Source organism: uncultured Maricaulis sp., assembly GCF_947259345.1.
In the GTDB taxonomy this organism is placed as follows: Bacteria; Pseudomonadota; Alphaproteobacteria; order Caulobacterales; family Maricaulaceae; genus Maricaulis.
This window is the reverse complement of record NZ_CAMYLS010000029.1, coordinates 38,230-56,709: the sequence shown is the minus strand read 5'-3', so window position 1 is coordinate 56,709 and position 18,480 is coordinate 38,230. Positions and strand designations below refer to the sequence as shown.

Genomic DNA, 18,480 nt, shown 5'->3' with positions numbered 1-18,480 from the left:
AGTCGCATTTCACCCGGGCGGTATGGTTCCATATCGCTCCCCGGGAGCCCGTCATGACCCAGCCGCATAAGGCCACTGGCGACGCCTTGCCGATGTCGCTGACAGAACTTGTCGCCCTGCTGGTCGCCATGACGGCCGTGGTGGCGCTGGCGATCGACATGATGTTGCCGGCGCTGGACGATATCGCCGGTGATCTCGGCGTCCTGGCCGAGAATGACCAGCAATTCGTGATCGGCGTCTATCTGATCGGCTTTGGCGCGGCCCAGTTGATCTATGGCCCGCTCTCGGACCGCTTCGGTCGCAAGCTGGTCATCCAGGGCGCACTCGCCTTTTTCATCCTGACCAGCCTGGTCTGCACGCTGACGCCCACATTCGAACTCCTGCTGGTCGCGCGCTTCTTCCAGGGCGCCGCCGCAGCAGCCTGCCGGGTCATCGTGACCGCGATCGCGCGGGACCTGACCTCCGGTCGCCGCATGGCCGAAGTGATGTCGATGGTGATGACCGCCTTCATGGCTGTCCCTGTGCTCGCGCCGATGCTGGGCCAGGCCATTCTCATGATCGCACCCTGGCGCTGGATTTTCGGCTTCCTGGTCGTCTTCGGGGCCGGATTGATGGTGTGGCTGCAAGTGCGCCTTCCGGAAACCCTGCACCCGGAATTCCGGGTCGCCCTGCGCGTGAAGCCGCTCCTGGCGGCCTTCAGGGAGACGTTCCGGCACCGGCTCATGGTCGGTTATACGCTGGCCGGCGCGCCCTTCTTTGGTGGGTTGTACGGCTTTCTCGGCTCATCACAGCAGATCTTCGTCGGCCATTTCGGCCTGTCGGACACGGCTTTCCCCTTTGCCTTCGCCGCGATTGCCGGCGGGATCGGCGTGTCGAGCTATGTCAATTCCAAGCTGGTGATGCGGCTTGGCCAGCGCCGCTTGTCGCACGGGGCCCTGATCGCTTTCACCGCGATCTCCGCCATCCACGCGGTCATCCTCGCCAGCGGGATCGACAATTTCGTGCTCTTCCTGGTCCTGCTCTCGGCGGCCATGGCCTTCCTCGGCCTGATCGCAGCGAATTTCTCGGCCCTGGCGCTGGAACCGGTCGGCCATGTCGCCGGTACCGCCTCCGCCGTCTATGGCTTCATCACAGGGGTCATCGGGGCGGCCATCGGCGCCTATGTCGGCCAGCTCTATGACGGCACCGCCACACCGCTGATCGTCGGCCAGGCCCTGATGGCGGCAACGGCGCTCGGCATCGTTTTCGTGACCGAGCGCGGCAAGCTCTTCCAGGTGGGTGACTGACCCGTTTGCGGTGACGCATCGGCATTGCCCGTCGAGCCTCGCCCGGCGGGGATGACAAGCCGCAAGCTCCACCCCATCATACGGCAAACGCCACAAGCATGAGGGGACGCGCTTGGCCTATTCCACGATCCGGTATGATGTCGACGAGCAGATCGCCACGATCACCATGAACCGGCCGCACCGGCTCAATGCCTTCACCTATGAAATGGGCGACGAGATGATGGCGGCGCTTGACGAGGCCGATGGTGACGACACGGTCCGGGCCATTATCGTCACCGGGACCAAGCCCGCCTTCTGCGCCGGTGCCGACCTGTCAACCGGGACCGAAACGTTCGACATGGTCTCCCAGACCCAGCATGACGGGACGTTCGACGCGAAGGATCCGAAATGGCGCGACCGTGGCGGCCTGCTCAATCTGCGCATCTGGAACACGCTGAAGCCGGTGATCGGGGCCGTCAATGGGGCGTCTGTGGGCATTGGCGCGACCATGATCCTGCCAATGGATATCCGGCTCGCCTCGATGGACGCCAAATTCGCCTATCCCTTTGCCAAGCGCGGCATTGTCTGGGACGGTTGTGCGAGCTGGTTCCTGCCGCGTGTGGTGGGCATCTCCACCGCCATGGACTGGGGCCTGACCGGTCGCACCTTCAGCGCTGCCGAGGCCTTTGAGTCCGGCCTGGTCGCCCGCGTTGTGCCGGCCGAAAACCTGATGGGCGAAGCCCGCGACCGGGCGCGCATGATCGCCGAACGCTGCGCCCCGGTCTCGGTTGCGATGATGCGGCGCATGGCCTGGCGGATGCAGGGCGCGGCCCATCCGATGGAAGCCCACCGCGTGGAGACGCAAGGCATTCTTCACGCCGGCATGGGCGCGGACGCCAAGGAGGGGGTGATGTCCTTCCTGGAAAAGCGGGCGCCGGACTTCCCGATGACAGTGTCGCAAGACCTGCCGCCCTGGCACCCCTGGTGGGACGCCGCCGAGGATGAATACTGAGCGGCGGCCCTACGGGACGGTAGACACGCCCGCCCGGACGGCGTCTGATGAGCGTATCCGTTCTGGAGAGAACATGCGTCCGACATCAAGGCCGGGACCCGGCTTCTACTTGTCCTTCCTGTTGATCGGTCCGCTGACCTATCTCGCCCATGAGCTGGGCCACTGGGCGGGCGGTGAGGCTGTCGGCGTCGACATGTGGATGACGCTCAACAAGGCGGGTATTGCCTCGGGCGGCACGCCGGGAGGCTTTGAGGCCCTGGTCATTGCGGCCGCCGGACCGGTCGTCACCCTCTCCATTGCCATCATCGCCTATATCCTGGCTATCCGGCGATGCTCCTTCATCGCCTATGGCGTGCTCTTCTTCCAATTCATGTTCCGGCTGATTGCCGGCGGCATCACCCTGGCTGGAAACAACCCCAATGACGAAGCGGCAATCGGTGCCATGCTGGGGATCGGAGTCTATCCGCTGACCGTCGCCATGAGTCTTGTCCTGCTGGCCTTCACCTGGGATGCAGCCCGTCGGCTCAGGCCCGGGCTGGTCGCCAATTTTGCCGGCTACGCACTGTCCAGCCTGGTCATCACGGTCCTTGTATTCGCGGACGGGCTGATGCGCGGGGCCGATATCCGTCTGCTCTGAGCGGAAGCCCCCTTGGCCATCTCGGCAAGTCACTGTCCAAGCCTCATCCCAGGTGGTAACCTTCCATGAAAACATGGGAGGTTGCAATGGCTGAACACGTCCTCTTGATCCATGGCTGGAGCGCCAGCGACAAGTCGATGGCCCGGGTCGGCGACCTCCTCGCCGCGCACGGATATGAGACCTCGGACGTTTTCCTCGGCGGTTATCCCTCCATGGATGATGATGTCCGCATCGAGGACTCGGGGCGACGCCTGCACACGGTGATCACCGAGATGCAGGGCGATGGTCGCCTGCCCGCCCGCTTTCATGTTGTCGTGCATTCGACCGGGGCGCTGGTGGCGCGCTGGTGGATGGCCGAGTATTTCCCGCGCGGTGGCGCGCCGGTGGCCAATTTCCTGATGCTCGCTCCGGCCAATTTCGGCTCGCCCCTGGCCACGATCGGACGCTCGACCCTGGGCCGCCTGACCAAGGGCTTCACCAATGGTTTTCAAACCGGCACGCATTTCCTCAATTCGCTCGAACTGGCCTCGCAATTCCAGGAAGACCTGGCCTTGCGCGACCGGCTGAGCGAGGACGGCCATACCGGGAGCCCCTTCTCCGAGAGCGGCACACGGCCCTATGTCATCGTCGGCGCCGATCCGATTTTCGGGACCGGCATTCTTGGCGAGAAGGCCTGGGACGGGACGGTGCGGATTGCGACCGCCAATATCGACCCGCACGGCGTCACCGTCGATTTTTCCAAAGGCTCCATCCTGGAACCGGACTTTCGCGCCTGGAGGCGCCGCGGGCCGGACGAGACGCCCTTCGCCGTCATCCCGGATCGCAGCCATCTGAGCATTCTCAAACCGGCACCGAAGCAGAGCGCGTCCAAGGACGAGACTGTCTCCGGACGGCTCGAAAAACTCATTCTCCAGGCCCTGAGCGTAAAGGGCGCGGACGCTTATCGCACGGTGATCGATGACTGGAAGGCGGTCTGCAACGAGACCCGCCAGCTTGCCCAGAACGGCGCCGAGGCTGACGCCTTGCGCGACCGCATTCTTGGCCGGGCCAGCGCGGATGGTGATCGCTTCCGAGAGTTCTACCAGGTCGTGGTCGAGGCGGTGGATGATACCGGCCTGCCCGTCGAGGACTTCTCGATCTGGCTGACCGCGCCGAAAAAGGTCCGGGAGACACAGTTCAAGGCCGGCAACAGCGTCACCCGGATCGAGATTGACGCCCAGCTTTCCCTGATCCAGGACCGGCATGTGAATACCTGCCACAAGAACCGGCTCTCCCTGCATATCGACCGCCGGGAATTGCTGGCCAATTTCCTGCGCGACCGCATTCCGCCCAGCTATGAGGCTTCGCTAGCCGCCGGCATCACGGCCGCCTCACCGGGCAAGCGCGTCGGCTATTTCGACATGGATGGCAAGGAGCACAGCGCGCTGATCCGCCTGCGAGCGCTCGACCCTGGCGACGAGACCAGGGGCAAGCGTTTCCTCAAGCGCTACTCGACCCATTTCCTGCGGGTCATCCTGCCGCGCGCCACCCGCGACGATGTGTTCACGGTGCGGCCGCTGCGCTAAGTGATGTCGCCGGTGAAGAGCTCGCCTTCGGCAATTTTCACCGCGTCGCCACCCAGCATGAGATCGATCAGCTTGCCGCCTTCATGCTTGAGACGCAGCCGGATCAGGCTGGGTCGGCCCATCTCGACACCCTGATAGATGTCGACACCATGCTCGCCCTCGCCGAGACCGCCCTGCTCGCTGATCAGCCCGGCAAAGGCCGCCGCGGCGCCGCCCGTGGCCGGATCCTCGGTGATGCCCAGATGCGGCCCGAACATGCGAACGCGCCAATCTGTCGTGTGCTCGGTCAGCGTCGCCTTGGCGACCACGAGAGCGCAAACCGGGTTGTCGCCCCCGAACACATCCTCAAAAGCCGCCAGATCCAGCTTGATCGCCGAAAGCCGGGCCGGGTCGCGAACCGGCACGATGGCGAAGGGCACACCGGCCGACCAGATCCCGCCGCGCACCGGTGTATCAAGCAGGTCACCCGGCTTGAGCCCCAGCGCCGCAGCGATGCCATCAAACTCGGGCAGCTCGCCGACCTGTTCAGGCAGTTTCGGAGCAAAGAAGCGGGCCGAGCCGTGGCGCGGTCCATTGACCCGGCCATCCGCCGTGACATCGCCGACTGTTTCCTCAAGCACGAAACGCTTGCGCTGACCCTCTGAGGCCCCGCTGGCGAGCGTCAGCGCCACCGTGGCCCCGATGGTCGGGTGCCCGGCAAAGGGCAGCTCCTCGCGCGGCGTGAAGATGCGCAGGCCAAAGTCGGCATCGCGGCCACGCGGCTCGGAAATGAAAACCGTCTCTGACAGGTTGAACTCGCCGGCAATGGCCTGCATGGCGACCTCGTCGAGATCATCCGCCCCGAACACCACGGCAAGCGGATTGCCGGCCAGGGCCTGGTCGGTGAAGACGTCGAAAATGGCATAACGATGTGTGGTCACGGAGCGATGTCCTCAGGTCTTGAGCCGGTAGCCGGTCTTGAACATGCGCCAGACGATGAAGAGGCAAAGCGCGAAGAAGCCGGCAATCGCCGCCAGGGAGATACCGATATCCACGTCCGACACGCCATAGAAGCTCCAGCGGAAACCGCTGATCAGATAGACGACCGGATTGAACAGGGTGACGGTCTGCCAAAAGGGCGGCAGGACGGAAATCGAGTAGAAACTGCCCCCCAGGAAGGTCAGCGGCGTCACGATCAGCATCGGCACGATATTGAGCTGCTCGAAATTGTCCGCCCAGATGCCGATGATGAATCCGAACAGGGAGAAGGTCACCGAGGTCATGATGAGAAAGGCCAGCATGGCCAGCGGATGCTGGATCTCCATCGGCACGAAGAAGGCCGCCGTGGTCATTACCAGCGCCCCCAGGATCAGCGATTTCGTCGCCGCCGCCCCGACAAAGCCGGTGACGATCTCCAGCGCCGAGATCGGCGCCGAGAGGAGCTCATAGACCGTACCGTTGAACTTGGGAAAATAGATGCCGATGGCGGCGTTCGAGACCGACTGCATCAGGATCATCATCATCACCAGGCCGGGCACGATGAAGGCGCCATAGCCAATCCCGTCGATCGATTCCATGCGCGAGCCGATGGCCGCGCCGAAGACGACGAAATAGAGCGAGGTCGAGATCACCGGGGCAAGGACGGACTGCATCAGCGTCCGCCCAGTACGGGCCATCTCGGCCTTGTAGATGGTCAGTGCGCCGCGCCAATTCATGATGCGCCTCCCACGAGATCAACGAAGATCTCTTCCAGCGAGCTCTGCTGTGTTTCCAGGTCGCGCACCGACACGCCGGCCGCATTGAGATTACTCAGCAAGGTGGTGATTCCGGTCCGGTCGGACTGGGTGTCATAATCGAAATGCAGGGCATACCCGTCTTCGGCCAGGCTCAGACCGTCCACGGCCAGCGCCTCCGGCAGGGCTTGAAGCGGCTCTGCCAACTGCAGGGTGAGTTTCTTGCGGCCCATCTTGGCCATCAGGGTGGCGGTCTCCTCGACCAGCACGATCTCGCCCTGGCGGATCACGCCGACCCGGTCGGCCATTTCCTCGGCCTCCTGGATGTAATGCGTGGTGAGGATGATCGTCTTGCCGCGCTGACGCAGCTTCTCGACCACCTGCCACATGCCCTGGCGCAGCTCGACATCGACACCCGCGGTCGGCTCGTCGAGGAAGAGGATGTCGGGGTCGTGCGAGAGCGCCTTGGCGATCATCACCCGGCGCTTCATGCCGCCGGACAGGGCGCGCATCTGTTCATTGCGTTTGTCCCACAGGGAGAGATCCCTGAGCACCTGCTCGACATAGGCCGGATCCGCGGGCTTGCCGAACAGGCCACGCGAATAGGCGACCGCATCCTTCACCTTGGTGAACATGTCGATCGACATCTCCTGCGGCACCAGACCGATGCGCGCGCGGGTCAGGCGGAAATCGCCCTTGATGTCATGACCGAAGACCTCGACCGATCCGGAGGAGGCGTTGACCAGTCCGCAAATAATGCCGATCAGCGTCGTCTTGCCGGCGCCATTGGGTCCGAGGAGCGCGAATATTTCGCCCTTGGCGATGTCCAGATCGACCGATTTCAGCGCCGTGAAGCCACCGGCATAGGTCTTGGACACGCCCTTGATCGACAGGACAGCCGCAGCGCTGCCTGACGGAGTTTCATGCGTCATGGAGAAGGTCAGCCTTGTGTCGAGTGTCAGACGCGCTGCCCCGCGCGGATGGGACCAAGGTGGCGTTTCAATCTGGAAAATCAACCCACAAGCCCCGGCGTATGGATGCGATTCGAGGATCGGGGAGATGGAGGCTTGTCATCCCTGACGGACGCCCGGCCTCGAGCCGGGCGAAGATCAGGGACCTAACCGGTCGAACATCGAGGTCCCCGCCCTGCAGCCCGCCTGCGCGGGCTATCCGGCGGGGATGACAAGATTGGAAGACAACGCGCCCCCTAATCCTCACTCTCTTCCAGGTCTTCCTCGGTCAGGCCGCCATCGACGCGCCAGCCATAGCCATCGCCCTGGGCGAGGGTTTCGGCCAGCCAGGGCATGGCCGCGACCAGCTTGTCTTCCAGGGTGAAGGGCGGGTTGATGATGACGACACCGGCGCCGGCCAGCTTGCCTTCCGAGGCAAGATCACGGATCCACAGATCGGCGCGCAGGATTTTTTCCGGCTCGAACTCCTTCTCCGAGATCAGCCATTCGGCCAGACCATTGTCGAAACGGTCGGCAGCCCAGAGGTTTTTCAAAGAGCGCCAGAAAATGAAGGTGCCGGTCGGCCATTTGGCCAGGGCACCCATCACGGCTTCGGCCATATGGGCCAGCTCGTCGCGGTCCTCGAAAGGCGGATCGATCAGCACCAGGCCGCGCTTCTCCTTTGGCGGCACCAGGCTTTTCAGTGCCTTGTAACCATCGCGGCGCTCCACCTTCACGCGGGCATCGCGGCGATAGCGATTATCCAGCGTGACACTGTCGGCCTCGTGCAATTCGCACAGATGGAGACGATCCTCCTCCCGGGTCAGGCGGGCGGCGATCTCCGGCGAGCCGGGATAGGCCGTAATACCGTCCGGATTCATGTCGCGCACAATATCGAGCCAGGGACCCAGCATGGCCTGGACCGGTTCGGGCAGATCGGCCTCCATCAGGCGGCCAATCCCGTCCTTCCATTCCGGCGAGCGCTCGGCTTCCGAGGAGGCGAGATCATAGCCGCCGATTCCGGCATGGGTGTCGATCACCCGATAGGGTTTTGGCTTGGCGTTGAGATGCTCGAGGCACAGGGCGAGCACCGAGTGCTTGAGCACATCGGCGAAATTTCCGGCATGGAAAGCGTGGCGATAATTCATGGCGGCGCTATAGCGCGGAGCGGGCCCGGACGCCACCACCTGCAAAACCGCCCTCGCCTCGGAGCCGGGCTTGTCCTAGCTTTCGCGGGGCTCGGGACAGCTTTGAGGGACGCCGCCACATGTTCGTGAAACTCTATCGCCGCATGCAGGATGAAGCCGCCCATGGCGAACGCCGGGTGATGAAGGCCGGCTGGTTTCTCAAGGACGAGAAGTCGAGCCTGATCTGGGATGCGCCCAAGCCGGTCAGCTTTGACCATGACAAGCCGGCGACCTCGAAATCCGCCCTGTCCTGTCCCGCCGCGATCGAGTTTGACCGTCGGCACTATGCCATTCCCTGCCCGATCGATGTGCATCTGCGCATGGTGCGCAACGCCCAGGGTCAGCTGCAGCTGACCAATATCGAGGGTCCGCAGGCGTCGACCCGCCCGGCCGGCCTGCAGCAAATCCTGATGATGTCGCCACAAAATGAGTGGCGCCACCCGTCCCGGCCCATGCTGCAACTGGTGACCCCCTATGTCTTCGTCTCGGATGACCCGCTTTATGTGAATCAGTTCCCGCCCTTCCTGCATTACGAGACCCAGAGCCGGCCCGGCGTCATGCTGTGCGGACGCTTCCCGGCCGATATCTGGCCGCGCCCCCATATGTGGGCCTTTGAATGGCATGATCTGGAAAAGGACCTCATTCTCAAGCGCGGCGAACCCCTCTTCTATGTCCGCTTCGAGGGCGGTGACCCGGCATCGCCATTGCGCCTCGTGGAGGCCGAGATGACCGAGGAATTGATGGGCTTCATGCGCTCGCTCACCGATGTGACCAATTTCGTCAATCAGAGCTTCCAGCTGTTCAAGACCGCCCGCGAGCGGCGTCCCAAGACCCTTCTGGTGGAGAAGAAGCGCTGAGCCTCACGCTGATGTGACGCGGCGTTCTGACTTCGCGATCCCGCCCTGCGCGCCCTGGCGGCTATCGTCCGCAAAACGGAGATATGCCATGACCTTGCTTGCGCTTGCAGCCCTTACCACTCTGCTTCAGGCCACCCCTGCCTCCGCAGTGGAGCGCCCGGCGGTCGAAGCCTTCATCCCTCCGGCTGATCGTGAGGGCGCGGAGCATTTCCGGATGTCCTCGGCCGTGCGCGCGGGAGACCGGCTCTATCTGTCAGGCGTCGTCGGTTATATCCGGCTGAGCGAGGCACGGACGCCAGACGCCTATGAGGCCGCCATTCGGGATGCGTTCGAGCGCGCGGGGACGGTTCTGGCCAGCGCCGGCTGCGACTGGCATGACGTCGTCGAAGTGACCAGCTTCCACGTCGATATGCGCGAGCACCAGGAAATCTTCCGCGCCGTGCGGGAGGAATTCATCACCGAGCAGCCCTGGCCGGCCTGGTCAGGAATTGGCGTCGAGCAATTATGGTCCGACGCCCTGTTTGTGGAAATGCGGATCGTCGCCCACACCGCCGACTGCTAGCCCCGCCGGTTGCAAAGCCGCACACCATGCGGGCTTTGCCTGGCCGCGCGAGCGCCCTACTCTCCCCGCCAACCATAACCGGTCAAACCATCGGGGAGTTTCACCATGTTCCGACTATTCGCCGCCGCCATCACAGCGGTCGCCCTTACACTGCCGGCCGTCGCCCAGGACGATGCAACGCCGGAGCCGCGCAGCTGGGAAAGCCGTGGCCAGGTCACCGTCAATGGCGAGCGTATCCGCTACACCGCCACGGCGGGCGAGACCTTCCTGCGCGATGAAGACGGCAATCCGACCGCCTCGATCTTCGCCACCAGCTATATCGCCGACGGCACGGATGATCCGCGCACGCGTCCGGTCGCCTTCGTCTTCAATGGCGGGCCGGGTTCGGCCAGCCTGTGGCTGCATATGGGCGTGTTCGGCCCGCAGCGCCTCGTCCTGCCCGATGCCGGCGATGATGGCGCAGCCCCCTTCGACATGGTGGAGAACACCGTTTCCATCCTCGATGTGGCTGACCTCGTCTTCGTTGACCCGGTCGGCACCGGCTGGTCGCGCGCCCTGGGCGAGAGCTCGGGTGATGATTTCTGGGGCGTCAATGAGGATGGCGAGAGCCTGGCGCAATTCATCCGCATCTGGCTGTCCGAGCATCAGCGCTGGAATTCGCCGAAATACCTCCTGGGCGAGAGCTATGGCACGCTGCGTATCGGTTCGCTGCTGAACCAGCTGGAGGGCGGCTATACCGATGTCGCCATCAATGGCGTGGCGCTGATCTCCACCGTGCTGGACTTTCGCTATGACGACACCTCCAACGGCAATGATATCGGCTATGTCGGCCTGATGCCGGGCTATGCCGCAACGGCCTGGTATCACGGCAAGATCGATCGCTCGGCCTGGAATGATGATATCGAGGCCTTCCTCGCCGCGGCCCGCGAGTTTGCCATCGAGGACTACATGCCGGCCCTGATGCGCGGCGTGACCCTGGACCCGGCCCGCGAAGCCGACGTGATCGGCCAGCTCTCCGCCTTCACCGGCCTGTCAGAGACCTTCCTCGACCGCGCCAATATGCGCGTCTCCCTGCAGCGTTTCATGCGTGAGCTGCGCCGCGATGAAGGCCTGTCCGTGGGACGTCTGGACAGCCGCTATACCGGGGTCGAGGTCGATGGGATCGGCGACACGCCGGAAACCGATCCGAGCTTTTATGGCATTGATGCCAGCTTCACCGCCTCCATGCTCGACTATTTCGGTCGCACGCTGGGCGTCGAGATGACGGAATACTATTCCACCATCGGCGGCATTGGCGGCTGGAACTGGGATGCCGGTCGGACGGGCAATAACAACTACATCAATGTCGCGCCCTGGATCTCTCGCGCCATGCGCCAGAACAGCGATCTCGAAGTGCTGGTGCAGCAGGGTTATTACGACCTGGCGACGCCCTTCTTCGCCGCCGAGCTGATGTTCAACCAGCCCGGTTTCGTCCAGGACCGTGTCCACTTCCGTTACTACGAAGCCGGACACATGATGTATATCCACGAGCCATCGCTTCTCGAGATGACGGACGATGTGCGCGCGCTGATCGCGGACTAGGACGACGCAGCAATCGCAACAGGAGAGGCCCGGCGCACAGTGCGTCGGGCCTTTTCACGAGAGCTACCGGGTTTTGCGTGTGAGATCACAAATCGCGGCCAGCGCGGTCAGGATGAGGAAAGTCGCGGTTCCCATATAGCCTGCCACCGCCAGGTCTTCCGGGATCGGCGCGGCGTGATTGGCGTACTCCGCAAGCGCCAGCAGCGCCATGAAGATCCACGGCCAGACACGGCCGATCAGGCCTTTCGCCTCGGTCATACGCAAATAGAGAAGAAATCCGCCCAACAGGACGCCGAACTCGACCGCCAGGGCGAGCGGGTAATTATTCCAAAGTCCGAGCCCGACCCGCATCCCGCCCGGCCATAATTCCAGATCAGGCACATGCACGATCAGGTCGAGCAGCCAGTGCGAAAACACTGCCAGCCCGATCGCCAGACCGCCGAGGCGTTTCTGACGCGGCGCAAGCCCCATCCAGACAAGACCGGCAAACACCGACCAGCCCAGCGCGCCCGGCAGGGAATGGGTTATCGGCATGTCATAGAGGTCGAGCGGGTTGGCCTCGGTAAAGCCGGGCACGATACGGACATGCTCGATGCCGTTGGCGATGAAAACGCCCCACAGGACATCAACAAACTGCACCGCCAGGAAAAAGGCCCAGAGCGGCACTGACCGGGCGATGGCTTTGCCGGCAAGGGCCGGACCGTAGTGACCGACGAACATGATGTCTTTCCCCGTATTTCAGACCGGCACCCTAGCTGCAAAGCTGGGGCAGGAAAGTCGCAAGGCGCGCGATCCGATCACATATCGGAGAGCAATACAAAGCGTGCCTAATCCCCCTCGAACGCCACCAGGCTGGAGACCGGAACGCCCAGCGCCTCGATACGCTTGGCTCCGCCCAGATCGGGCAGATCGATGATGAAGGCGGCGCCGACAACCGTTGCCCCCGCCCGCTGGAGAAGCTTGATCGACGCCTCGGCCGTACCGCCGGTTGCGATGAGATCATCAACCAGAAGGACCCGGTCCCCTTCGGTGATGGCATCGACATGAATCTCGATCGCATCCTGGCCGTACTCCAGCTCGTATTCCTCGATCAGGGTGCGATGGGGCAGCTTGCCGCGCTTGCGCACGAGCGTGAAGCCGACCGAGAGCTGGTGGGCGACAGCGCCGCCGAGAATGAAGCCGCGGGCCTCGGTGCCGGCGACCTGGTCGATCTTGGCCCCGGCCCAGGGCTGAACCATGCGATCGACGGCGACGCGGAAGGCACGCGCATCGCCGATCAGCGTGGTGACATCGCGGAACTGGATACCCGGCTTGGGATAGTCCGGAATGGTGCGGATCGCGGCTTTCAAATCCATGGGTTCAGTCTCGGTCTCGCGCTAGATCGGGTTGTCATACGGGTTGGCGAAAGTCTCGGCCTGGGCGGCCTGGTGCCAGACGCGATAGTCTTCATCGGCCAGCAGCGTGTCGCAATAGGCTTGCGCCTCAGCGTGCAGGGGAATGTCATAGGCATAAAAACGCGCCGCAACCGGCGTGAAGACGGCGTCGGCAATGCTCCAGCGCCCGAACAACCAGGGACCATCGACGCTTTTGACATCATGCCAGAGGGCCTGGAGCCTGGCGATATCCAGCTGGGTGGCATCAGTCAGCATAATCGCCGAGGGCGACCGGCACAGATCCATCGGACAAGTCTCGCGAAGGGCCATGAAACCGGCATGCATCATGGCGACCGCCGACCGGGCGCGGCCGCGCTGACCTTCATGGACCGGCCAGAGTTCCGGCGCCTGTTCGGCCGCCCATTCGCAGATCGCCAGGGAGTCCCAGATCACCGCATTGCGGGTGTGCAGCGCTGGCACCGTCCCGCCCGGCGAGATCGCCGAGAGGGCCTGCCGGGTATCCGCCTGGTTGAGCGGTACAAGCGTCTCGTCAAAGGCCAGGCCCGCCTTCTTCATCACCAGCCAGGCGCGCAGCGACCAGCTGGAGAAGCGGCGATTGCCGATATAGAGGATCGGCGTCTCCACCTCAGCGCTCCGCGAGCTCGTCGGCGCGGGCCCGGGTCAGGCTGATTTGGCAATCCAGGGTGATTTCCTCACGCGAGGCCTCGGACAGGAACATCGCCGCTGAGCGGCGCGTGCATTCGGCGTCGCGATAGGTCGTCCAGGCGGACTGGGCCGCATCGAAGGCTTCAAGAGCGCCGAAGCGCCCGCCGGAATCGGCGTCGACGGCCTCGGCTTCCGTGCGCGCCGCCTCGGCGGCGGTGTCGAGCCGGTCCTCGGCCGTGTCCAGCAGGTCACGCAGGCAATTGCGGCGGGCATTCCAATTGGTCAGATGGGCCGCACACTCCACGGCCGGACGCGGCGTTGGGAAAGTCAGGTCCTGAACCGCCATGGCGGCGAGATAAATTCCGGAAATCACAAACATGTCCCACTCCCCATTGGAGCCCTGTTATGGACGAGGCCTGCGGACGGGGAAAGGGGGCAGGGATCAGCGCGCTGTATCCGCCTCGATGAAGCTGATCAGCGTTTCAAGAAAGTGGTCCGACAAGCGTCGGGCGACGCCGTAGCGGCGACTATCCTCCTGCAACATCACATATTGACCGACGTGCAAGCCGACCACATGCGGCACGCCCTTGATCATGGTCACCATGGGCGAGCCGGACAGGCCCGGACGCGAAGGACAGGTATGCACGATGAGACGCTCATCGGCCCAGTGCTCGATCCGCTCGACGCGGCAGGCGCGATTGTCCATGACCCGATTGACCATCGTCAGGCCGCCCGTGATGCCGGGACCGGCACCGGCCGCCTGCAGGCGCGTGATGCCGGCGGGCAGCCGTCCGGCGGTTCTCAGGATTGCCCAGTCCTCGCCGAATTCATTGTCCTCGCGCGGGTCCTGCGGGGCGAGGACCATTTCGATGATCCGGCCGGTCTCTTCGTCCTCGCCATAGACCCGGCATTGACGCTCGCCGCCTTGACCGGTCACGCCGTGACGCGCGGCGAGCAGGACGTCATGATCGCCACGCGCGCCCGATACATCCAGCAATACGGCCCGACTGACATAGGCATGACCATTCGTCGGGTCCTCACAAAACAGGCGCACGACGCCATTGCGACTATCGGCGAAACTGTCCGGGTCGAGCGGCATGAAGGATAGGCGGTCAGCCGCCTGGACGGAAGCAGGCACGACAAGCGCCAGGCTGGCGGCAATCAGGAACAGCAGGCGGATCAACATGATGCCATCCAAGCACTGCGCCCGGCACCGGTCCAGTGAAATGCCCGTGAGGCGCGATCAGAGCACCCGGCCAGCGATGGCCTGCAACCGCTTCACCAGGATTGGGTCACGGGCCGTCGGCGGGGTGATGATGGCCGAATCGAGACAGGTCTCGATCCCGCCCGGCGCCGGCGTTCGCGGTGTCTGCGCGAGTGTGGCGGCCAGCCGCGCGAGCAGGCGTTTGGCGGCGATGGTGTTCGACTTCATCACGGCCAGTACCGTGGCGACGTCAACACTTTCGCCGACATCGCGCCAGCAATCATAATCGGTGACCATGGCGATGGAGGCATAGGGCAGCTCGGCCTCGCGGGCCAGACGGGCCTCGGGCATGTTGGTCATGCCGATCACATCCATCCCCCATTGCCGATACAGCTCGCTCTCGGCACGGGTGGAAAATTGCGGCCCTTCCATCGCCAGATAGGTGCCGCCGCGGGTGACCGGCACAGCCTCCGCCTCACCGGCTTCGGCGGCCAGACCGGCCAGGCGCGAACAGACCGGCTGTGCCATCGGCACATGGGCGACACAGCCCGTCCCGAAGAAGGAGCGCTGGCGCCCCACCGTGCGGTCGACATACTGGTCGACCATGACGAATTGGCCCGGCGGCAAATCCTCCCGCAGCGATCCACAGGCGGAGATGGAGAGAAGGTCGGTGCAGCCGGCCATTTTCAGCGCCGCGATATTGGCGCGAAAGGGTATCTCCGACGGCGGGATGGCATGCCCGGCGCCATGGCGCGGCAGGAAGACCAGCTCGATCCCGTTGAGATGACCGCGGGTCAGCGGTGCGGACGGAGCGCCCCATGGGGTCTCGATGGTGTCCGTGCGGACATCGCTGAGCCCGTCAAGCGCATAGAGGCCCGAGCCACCGATGATGCCGAGTGTCCAGGTCGTCATGGTCATTGCCCCTTGAGCGCCGGTGCCAGCCGGAAACGAAAAGGGCCGCAGACTAGGTCCGCGGCCCTTCAAATCATGTCGTCGAGCCGTAAAGCCTAGTGCTTCACATTCGACCAGATCTGGCGATAGGCCAGATAGACGAGAATCGCGAAGATCAGCAGGTAGATGAGCACCATCACACCCATCTGCTTGCGCTTCTCCATATGCGGGTCACCGGCCCAGCTGAGGAAGGTCGTGACATCCTCGGCCATCTGCTCGACGGAGGCTTCCGTCCCGTCGGCATACTCGATGATGCCGTCTGCCAGCGGCGGAGCCATGGCGATGGCGCCGCCCGGGAAGTACGGGTTGTAATACTGACCCGGCGCCAGGTGCGAGTCGGCAGGCGCCTCCTCATATCCGGTCAGCAGGGCGTAGATGTAATTCTCGCCATGGCCACGGGCCTTGACGATCAGCGACAGGTCCGGCGGGTAGGCGCCGCCATTGGAGGCACGGGCCTGCTGCGCATTGTCGAAGGGTGCCGGGAAGGGGTCGGACGGCAGGCCCGGACGTTCCACCGGATCACCGTCCTCATTGACCTCATCCATGTCCCAGACGCGGGTATAGCTGGCCGCGATCTGCATCACGATCGGATTGTCGTTCGGGTTCGGAAAGGCTTCCTCCTCGAACGGCCCACCCGGCTGGGCCAGATTGCGGAAACGCATCAGGTCCATGGAGTGACAGGAGGCGCAAACCTCCTGGTAGATCTGGTAGCCACGCTGGACGGCCTGGCGGTCATAGGTGCCAAACGGGCCGTCATGATGCCAGTGGTGCGCGTGCGGCGTGTGCTGGTCGCCCTCGAAGGCGGCCGCTGTGCCAGCGAAGCCAAGGGCCGCAATGGCGGCGGCGAAAATGCGGGTCATCTTCATGATCGTCGCTCCCCTCAGGCCTTGTCCGTTCCAAGAACCGCGGCTTCGATCGAGGCCGGACGCTCCTTGGGTTTTTCAATGATGCCCAACACCGGCAGAACGACGATGAAGTAGGCGAAATAGTAGAAGGTCAGGAACTGACCGAGATAGAGGAATTTGAAGCCCTCAATCCCCATCACGAAATCATCCGGGTTCTTGGCGCCGCACCAGCCGAGGCCGAGTGCTGCCACCACGAAGAAGATGAAGAACCAGCGCGTCAGCGGACGGTAGCGCATCGAGCGCACCTTGGAGGTGTCCAGCCAGGGCAGGACGAACAGGATGCCGATGGCGCCGAACATGGCCAGCACACCGCCAAGCTTGGCGTCGATGGGACCGATGTCGAAGGTGATGGCACGCAGGATCGCGTAGAAAGGCAGGTAATACCATTCCGGAACGATATGCGCCGGGGTCACCAGCGGGTCTGCCTCGATATAGTTGTCGGCATGGCCCAGCACGGTCGGCAGGAAGAAGACGAAGACCGCGAAAACCATCAGATAGACGATGATCGCGAAGCCGTCCTTCACCGTGTAGTACGGGTGGAAGGGCAGCGTGTCCTTCTTGTTGTCCTTGCCCTTGCGAGCCTCGAGGCCGACCGGATTGCCATTGCCCGGCACGTGCAGCGCCCAGATGTGCAGGCCGACAACGGCCGCGATCACGAAGGGCAGCAGGTAATGCAGCGAGAAGAAGCGGTTCAGCGTGGCCTGGCCGACCGAGAAGCCGCCCCACAGCCATTCGCGGATGGCTTCACCGATAAAGGGCAAGGCACCAACCAGATTGGTGATCACCATCGCGCCCCAATAGGACATCTGACCCCAGGGCAGGACATAGCCCATGAAGCCGGTTGCCATCATCAGGAGATAGATCACGACACCGAGGATCCACAGGATCTCGCGCGGCGCCTTGTAGGAGCCGTAATAGAGACCCCGGAACATGTGCAGGTAGACCGCCACGAAGAAGAAGCTGGCGCCATTGGCGTGCATGGACTGGATCAGCCAGCCGAACGGCACGTCGCGGGTGATGCGCTGGACGCTCTCGAAGGCATAATCTTCGTGCGCCACATAGTGCATGGCCAGGACGATGCCGGAGATGATCTGGATCATCAGGAAGACGGCGAGAATACCGCCAAACGTCCACCAGTAGTTCAGATTCCGCGGCGTCGGGAAGTCGACAAAGCTGTCATAGCCGAGGCGGATGATCGGGAGACGCTCATCGAGCCATTTCTCGATGCCGGTCGACGGATTGTAGGTCGAAGGTCCGCTCATGATACAGCCCACCCGGAGTTAGAGGCTTCTTCAGGTGACAGACCGATTTTCACGGTTGTCTCGGTCTCAAAGAAGTAGTCGGGGACCGGGAGGTTTTCCGGTGCCGGTCCGCGACGGATGCGGGCCGAGGTATCGTAATGCGATCCGTGGCACGGGCAGTACCAGCCATCATAATCGCCGGTATTGGCGCCCAGACCGAGCGGCACACAGCCCAGATGGGTGCAATTGCCCTTCACGATCAGGAATTCCGGGCGCAGGACGCGGTTGGCGTCCGTACCCGGCGTGCCGGCCGGCAGATTGTCATTGCGGGCCTCTTCGTCGGGCAGAGCGTTGAGCTCGACCGACTGGGCCTCGGCAATCTCTTCCTCGGTGCGGTGACGGATAAAGACCGGACCACCGCGCCACATGACGGTGATTTCCGATCCGACCGCTACCACCGAGACATCGACCCGGATGGATCCCAGCGCGAGCGTATCCGCTGCGGGATTCATCTGATCGATGAACGGCCAAGCCACGAGACCGCCACCAACAGCGGCCGCGCCGCCAGCAGCGATATAGATGAAGTCGCGGCGGGACGGTTCCTGACCGTCTGCACCGGGCGCGCCGTTCTCTTCCGTCACGAGCCGACCTCTTCTCTTATCCATTACGGGACCGCGGGATGCGGGCCCTGCCCCAGAAAAACCACGTCTCACTTGACGTGCCCGCACATGCGGGCTTTGACGCGGTATAAACTACTCCCGGACGCACTGACCAGTAGGTGGCGCAATGCCGCATGCATGCAGTTGGGTCCA

20 protein-coding genes are annotated in these 18,480 nt (G+C 63.6%); 7 read left to right on the top strand and 13 right to left on the bottom strand.

Features of this window, described 5'->3' with window-relative positions; translation table 11 throughout:
* Positions 1 to 53 precede the first annotated feature (53 nt).
* From Q0X62_RS13745 to Q0X62_RS13730, 4 genes are all read left to right on the top strand, one after another.
* The gene (locus Q0X62_RS13745; RefSeq protein ID WP_297736946.1) at positions 54 to 1,286 is read left to right on the top strand and encodes a multidrug effflux MFS transporter; all 1,233 of its coding nucleotides are present in this window, start codon (positions 54 to 56) and stop codon (positions 1,284 to 1,286) included.
* A gap of 112 nt (positions 1,287 to 1,398) precedes the next feature.
* Positions 1,399 to 2,277, top strand: coding sequence for an enoyl-CoA hydratase-related protein (locus Q0X62_RS13740; protein WP_297736943.1), 879 nt, complete (start codon positions 1,399 to 1,401; stop codon positions 2,275 to 2,277).
* A gap of 73 nt (positions 2,278 to 2,350) precedes the next feature.
* Entirely contained in the window at positions 2,351 to 2,914 is a 564-nt protein-coding gene (locus Q0X62_RS13735) for a hypothetical protein (RefSeq protein ID WP_297736940.1), read from the top strand.
* Between the two features lie 86 nt (positions 2,915 to 3,000).
* Positions 3,001 to 4,479, top strand: coding sequence for an alpha/beta hydrolase (locus Q0X62_RS13730; protein ID WP_297736938.1), 1,479 nt, complete (start codon positions 3,001 to 3,003; stop codon positions 4,477 to 4,479).
* On the opposite strand, the gene Q0X62_RS13725 is transcribed toward Q0X62_RS13730, so the two are convergent.
* The 4 genes from Q0X62_RS13725 to rlmJ all read right to left on the bottom strand — a co-directional run bounded on the left by Q0X62_RS13725 (position 4,476) and on the right by rlmJ (position 8,289).
* On the bottom strand, positions 4,476 to 5,399 hold the full coding sequence (locus Q0X62_RS13725; protein WP_297736936.1) for a PhzF family phenazine biosynthesis protein: 924 nt from the start codon (positions 5,397 to 5,399) through the stop codon (positions 4,476 to 4,478). The genes Q0X62_RS13730 and Q0X62_RS13725 overlap by 4 nt on opposite strands.
* Before the next feature lie 12 nt (positions 5,400 to 5,411).
* On the bottom strand, positions 5,412 to 6,173 hold the full coding sequence (locus Q0X62_RS13720) for an ABC transporter permease (protein WP_297736933.1): 762 nt from the start codon (positions 6,171 to 6,173) through the stop codon (positions 5,412 to 5,414).
* The gene (locus tag Q0X62_RS13715) at positions 6,170 to 7,123 is read right to left on the bottom strand and encodes an ABC transporter ATP-binding protein (protein ID WP_297736930.1); all 954 of its coding nucleotides are present in this window, start codon (positions 7,121 to 7,123) and stop codon (positions 6,170 to 6,172) included. The genes Q0X62_RS13720 and Q0X62_RS13715 overlap by 4 nt, the downstream gene beginning before the upstream one ends.
* 275 nt (positions 7,124 to 7,398) lie before the next feature.
* A complete protein-coding gene (rlmJ, locus tag Q0X62_RS13710; protein WP_297736928.1) occupies positions 7,399 to 8,289 on the bottom strand; it encodes a 23S rRNA (adenine(2030)-N(6))-methyltransferase RlmJ in 891 nt (296 codons plus the stop codon).
* Between the two features lie 119 nt (positions 8,290 to 8,408).
* On the opposite strand from rlmJ, the gene Q0X62_RS13705 reads away from it, so the two are divergent.
* The 3 genes from Q0X62_RS13705 (at position 8,409) to Q0X62_RS13695 (ending at position 11,328) form a co-directional block, all read left to right on the top strand.
* The gene (locus Q0X62_RS13705) at positions 8,409 to 9,185 is read left to right on the top strand and encodes a hypothetical protein (RefSeq protein ID WP_297736926.1); all 777 of its coding nucleotides are present in this window, start codon (positions 8,409 to 8,411) and stop codon (positions 9,183 to 9,185) included.
* An 88-nt stretch (positions 9,186 to 9,273) separates the two neighbouring features.
* Positions 9,274 to 9,747: a Rid family hydrolase gene (locus Q0X62_RS13700; RefSeq protein ID WP_297736923.1), complete on the top strand. Its 474-nt coding sequence runs from the start codon at positions 9,274 to 9,276 to the stop codon at positions 9,745 to 9,747.
* Positions 9,748 to 9,852: 105 nt separating this feature from the next.
* Positions 9,853 to 11,328: a peptidase S10 gene (locus Q0X62_RS13695; protein ID WP_297736919.1), complete on the top strand. Its 1,476-nt coding sequence runs from the start codon at positions 9,853 to 9,855 to the stop codon at positions 11,326 to 11,328.
* A 63-nt stretch (positions 11,329 to 11,391) separates the two neighbouring features.
* Here the strand turns inward: Q0X62_RS13695 and Q0X62_RS13690 are convergent, their stop codons facing one another.
* From Q0X62_RS13690 to petA, 9 genes are all read right to left on the bottom strand, one after another.
* On the bottom strand, positions 11,392 to 12,048 hold the full coding sequence (locus tag Q0X62_RS13690) for a hypothetical protein (RefSeq protein ID WP_297736918.1): 657 nt from the start codon (positions 12,046 to 12,048) through the stop codon (positions 11,392 to 11,394).
* Between the two features lie 107 nt (positions 12,049 to 12,155).
* Complete coding sequence (locus Q0X62_RS13685; protein WP_297736915.1) at positions 12,156 to 12,683, bottom strand: adenine phosphoribosyltransferase; 528 nt, start codon at positions 12,681 to 12,683, stop codon at positions 12,156 to 12,158.
* A gap of 21 nt (positions 12,684 to 12,704) precedes the next feature.
* Positions 12,705 to 13,346 carry a glutathione S-transferase family protein gene (locus Q0X62_RS13680; protein WP_297736912.1) on the bottom strand — a complete coding sequence of 214 codons (642 nt, stop codon included), beginning with the start codon at positions 13,344 to 13,346 and terminating at the stop codon, positions 12,705 to 12,707.
* 1 nt (position 13,347) lies between these two features.
* Entirely contained in the window at positions 13,348 to 13,746 is a 399-nt protein-coding gene (locus Q0X62_RS13675; protein WP_297736910.1) for a lysozyme inhibitor LprI family protein, read from the bottom strand.
* Between the two features lie 63 nt (positions 13,747 to 13,809).
* Positions 13,810 to 14,553, bottom strand: coding sequence for a hypothetical protein (locus Q0X62_RS13670; RefSeq protein WP_297736908.1), 744 nt, complete (start codon positions 14,551 to 14,553; stop codon positions 13,810 to 13,812).
* A 57-nt stretch (positions 14,554 to 14,610) separates the two neighbouring features.
* A complete protein-coding gene (locus Q0X62_RS13665; RefSeq protein WP_297736906.1) occupies positions 14,611 to 15,483 on the bottom strand; it encodes an S-methyl-5'-thioadenosine phosphorylase in 873 nt (290 codons plus the stop codon).
* Between the two features lie 95 nt (positions 15,484 to 15,578).
* Positions 15,579 to 16,388: a cytochrome c1 gene (locus Q0X62_RS13660; protein ID WP_297736903.1), complete on the bottom strand. Its 810-nt coding sequence runs from the start codon at positions 16,386 to 16,388 to the stop codon at positions 15,579 to 15,581.
* 14 nt (positions 16,389 to 16,402) lie between these two features.
* Positions 16,403 to 17,689, bottom strand: a complete 1,287-nt coding sequence (locus Q0X62_RS13655; RefSeq protein WP_297736901.1) for a cytochrome b N-terminal domain-containing protein — start codon at positions 17,687 to 17,689, stop codon at positions 16,403 to 16,405.
* On the bottom strand, positions 17,686 to 18,309 hold the full coding sequence (gene petA, locus Q0X62_RS13650) for a ubiquinol-cytochrome c reductase iron-sulfur subunit (RefSeq protein ID WP_297736898.1): 624 nt from the start codon (positions 18,307 to 18,309) through the stop codon (positions 17,686 to 17,688). Before petA ends, Q0X62_RS13655 begins: the two co-directional genes overlap by 4 nt.
* Between the last annotated feature and the right edge of the window lie 171 nt (positions 18,310 to 18,480).